Annotated in this window: 4 protein-coding genes; all 4 read left to right on the top strand. The window is 40.4% G+C overall.

Annotated elements, in window-relative coordinates:
• Positions 1 to 840, top strand: an 840-nt coding sequence (locus tag F6K53_RS35830) for an aldo/keto reductase (protein ID WP_293084130.1), incomplete at its 5' end; no start/stop codon positions are given.
• 256 nt (positions 841 to 1,096) lie between these two features.
• A complete protein-coding gene (locus F6K53_RS35825) occupies positions 1,097 to 1,864 on the top strand; it encodes a peptidylprolyl isomerase (RefSeq protein ID WP_293058211.1) in 768 nt (255 codons plus the stop codon).
• Between the two features lie 120 nt (positions 1,865 to 1,984).
• Positions 1,985 to 2,689, top strand: coding sequence for a head GIN domain-containing protein (locus F6K53_RS35820; protein WP_293058214.1), 705 nt, complete (start codon positions 1,985 to 1,987; stop codon positions 2,687 to 2,689).
• Positions 2,690 to 2,847: 158 nt separating this feature from the next.
• A complete protein-coding gene (locus F6K53_RS35815; RefSeq protein ID WP_293084127.1) occupies positions 2,848 to 3,432 on the top strand; it encodes a calcium-binding protein in 585 nt (194 codons plus the stop codon).
• Positions 3,433 to 3,483: the final 51 nt, after the last annotated feature.

The following is a 3,483-nucleotide window of genomic DNA, read 5'->3' as shown; positions in this document are numbered from 1 at the left end:
TACTACTTTTTCTACTCCAGCGATCTACATCACTATCTCGATAGTTCTATGGCTGGGGCGCTGCGCCAGCTTTGTGGACGGGGTTCCTCAGTTCGAGAGCAGGTTGTTCTGTCAACGGTAACTTACATGACCAGGAGTCCCGATGTCCTATTTACTTATCTATACGATCAGTTTGTAGAGTTGGGAATTGACTACATTGATATATTTTTTTGGGGTTGGATTGATGCTGACAATGGGGATAATTTTGAGAAATGCTTGAATATTTCTAACGATCTGCGCGGTCCAAATACAGTTTATCAGCGCACCATAGAAAGAGTATTTGAAACCTCAGAACGTCTCAAAAAAATGGGTGCTGTGCGCTATATTGGTGCGTCATTCCACGACCACGATCTTGCCCGAAAGTGGCTAAATAGCCCTTTATTAGATGTGGTCATGGTTCGCCATAATGTTGCTCACCGCACTGCTCAGCAAAAGGTCTTTGCGGATTTAGCTCCCGAAGACCCCCAGCGACCGGGTATTGTTACGTTTAAGTCAGCTGGAATGCAGACTGTTCTTTGGACTCCTCCGGAGGATCTACCAGAAAACTGCTGGACACCTTCAGTACCAGATTTATATCGCTACTCTTTAAGTCAGAACTGTGTGGATGTCGCCTTGGCAGGTTTGACTTCTCGTGAAGAAGTTGATGCAGCAATCAAAGGCATTCAAAAAGGCAAACTAACCCAAGCTGAACTAGACTATCTCAATCTCTATGGCGATTTACATCGCAACCGCATCAATATTGAAGAAATTCCACCTGAACGCTTGATTTACCAACCTGAACCTGTTGTTATTCATAGATGAGAGGTAAGCTATCAGCTATCAGCCATCAGCTATCAGCTTATGCGTTATGTCACAGCGTCGAAGCCTGTGCCACGCTAATTGAGGTGCTATCAGCCAACGGCCAAGAGCTTTTCCCCAAACTTTAAATTTGATAAAATCTCGAACTATTAAATTATACCTTTTGAGGTTTATTTTAAGCTGACGGCTGACAGCTGACGGCTGAGTGCTTACAGAATTTATACTGTTAAACTACACCATTGATTAATCACAAAAAACCATGACACAAACGACAGAAACCTTAGAAAAACCGCTACTACTAGAAACTTCCCCAGTAACGGATGCAGATATTATTGGTTACCTGCGCCGTTCCAGGAAATTTGCTGAAATTGCTACCTTAGCTGAACAAGATGCTTTGATTTTGGATCTGTGTGAGGAATTTAGTATTACAGTTTCCGATCAGGAATGGCAAGCAGCTGGAGATGCTTTTCGTGTAGAGCACAAGTTGCTAGGGGTTACTGAAACCAATACTTGGTTTTCTCAGCAGAAGATTACTGTAGAAGAGTGGTCTGAAGGCATTAAAGTCGAGCTATTGACGAAGAAATTAAAAGAGCATCTGTTTGGAGGAGCTGTCGATGGTGATTATATTAGCAATCGCGAAAACTATAGACGAGTAGCCCTTTCTCAAATTCTTGTGCTTGACCTAGCCCAGGCTTTGAAAATAGTTAAAGCACTCCGCTATGACAACGCTTCTTTCTGTGCTTTAGCACTGGAACACTCGAAGGGGAAACAGTCCCAAGAAAATGGCGGTTTTGTCGGGATTTGCTTTCTAGCAGAACTTTCCAAAGACATTGCCAAAGGGATTTATGAAGCTAAAGAAGGTGAAGTGATCGGACCGATTCAAACTAAACTTGGCTATCACATTCTCCGAGTTGAGAAGTGGTTTCCAACGGAACTAAGTGAATCCGTTAGAGAGGCAATTTTAGAATCCCTATTTCAGGATTGGTTACAGGATCAAAGCCAGAATGATTCTGTAGAAAATTCGTAAGCATTCAGCATTTCGCTATCAGCTATTAGCTGATAGCTGGCTACTTACAAAGGAAGCACATGAATCCTGGCAATTAAGGAGTAGCTTAAGTTAAGCAAAAGGAGGTTGGTTAAAAAAACAATGTTATCTAAGATACCTGTTTTACTAGCATTAGCTGTTAGTGGGTTTAACTCAGTTAGTGGGTTAGATAGTATTTGGCTTGAGCCAGTTAAAGCACCAGTTGTTAGTCAGCTTAATACGATGAGTGTTCAAGGTAGTAGTGTTTTGAAAACGGAAAGCAGAAAAGTTAGCCCTTTTACTGCGATTGACGTTAGTGGTAGTTATGAGATTGAACTAGTTATTCAGCCAACTACCAATCTTGAAATTAGCGGTGATGATAATATCTTGCCCCTAATTATTACAGAAGTTAGAGATAATACCCTATTCATTTATCCTGAAAAAAGTATTTCTCCTAAAACCCTATTAAAAATTAAAGCATCTAGCCAAAACATCGAGCAAATATCTACCCATGGCGCTAATTATGTGAAAGTTTACAATGTCAATAATCAGCGGTTAGACATTGAGGAAAATGGTAGCGGCAAAACTGAATTATATGGCAATACGAAAGAGCTATATCTAAAGGTATATGGAGCGGTTGATGTCAATGGTAAAAATCTTTCTTCAACCAAAGCTAAGGTTGATCTATTTGGTGCTTCCCAAGTAGATGTTTATGCCACTGAAGAGCTGAATGCTAGTGTATTTGGGTTAGGAAATATCAATTATTACGGCAATCCTAAAAATGTAATTAGAAACATATTAGGATTAGGTTCGATTACTAAATTTTAGCAAGGCAAAAGGCAAAAGGCAAAAGGCAAAAGGCAAAAGGCAAAAGGCAAAAGGCAAAAGGCAAAAGGCAAAAGGCAAAAGGGGACTGGGATCTATCTTTTTAATGTGATTTCACTAATATACAGTTTAAATGCACAACAGCTTAAGGAGTAAAAACGATGATTTTATTTGGAAGTGACGATAACTTTTTTTCGGGATCTGAGTTTGGCATTAAGCTAGAGGAATTCAATACTCTTTCGTTTTTGAAACCTAGAGTCAGCATTTCTTCGTTGAATAGCAGCTTTAATCGAAGTCAGATTTTTGGCGGGAGAAGCAATGACATTCTGGTGAGTAGAGCAACCAGTACGACTTTCAACGGTGGCAACGGTAGTGACATTCTGACTAGCACGAGTGGTAATAATTCCTTTTCTGGAGGAGAAAGTGATGACATTCTTGTAGGTGGAATAGGAAATGATACTCTTGATGGTGGAGAAGGTAACGACATTATCGCTGGCCTTAGTGGAGATGACTCGATTTCTGGCGGGTTAGGGGATGACACTCTCACAGGTGGAGGTATTTCCGTGTCTCAAGACGGTAACTCTACTACTATCAAGGTCATTGATACCAGTGGCATTGATACTCTTAGTGGTGGAGAGGGAGCTGATAGATTCGTGCTAGGGGGAAAAAAAATTTTCATACAGTTTTGTTTATTTCCTTGTTGTTATTTTGGTATTGCATTCGTTTTTTGTTTTGTTGACAGTTGACTACGTCTTTAAGCTGATTTTGTAATGGTTAACAAGTAAACTGTTTCGTAG

This window comes from Moorena sp. SIO4A1, from assembly GCF_010672065.1.
GTDB lineage: Bacteria > Cyanobacteriota > Cyanobacteriia > Cyanobacteriales > Coleofasciculaceae > Moorena.
The sequence above is the reverse complement of the archived record's forward strand: the minus strand, read 5'-3'. Positions and strand labels throughout refer to the sequence as shown.

What these genes read in the sequence shown, in the direction of transcription:
- F6K53_RS35825 (WP_293058211.1), top strand. Translation starts at nt 1,097, where the DNA reads ATGACACAAACGACAGAAACCTTAGAAAAACCGCTACTACTAGAAACT.
- F6K53_RS35820 (WP_293058214.1), top strand. Translation starts at nt 1,985, where the DNA reads ATGTTATCTAAGATACCTGTTTTACTAGCATTAGCTGTTAGTGGGTTT.
- F6K53_RS35815 (WP_293084127.1), top strand. Translation starts at nt 2,848, where the DNA reads ATGATTTTATTTGGAAGTGACGATAACTTTTTTTCGGGATCTGAGTTT.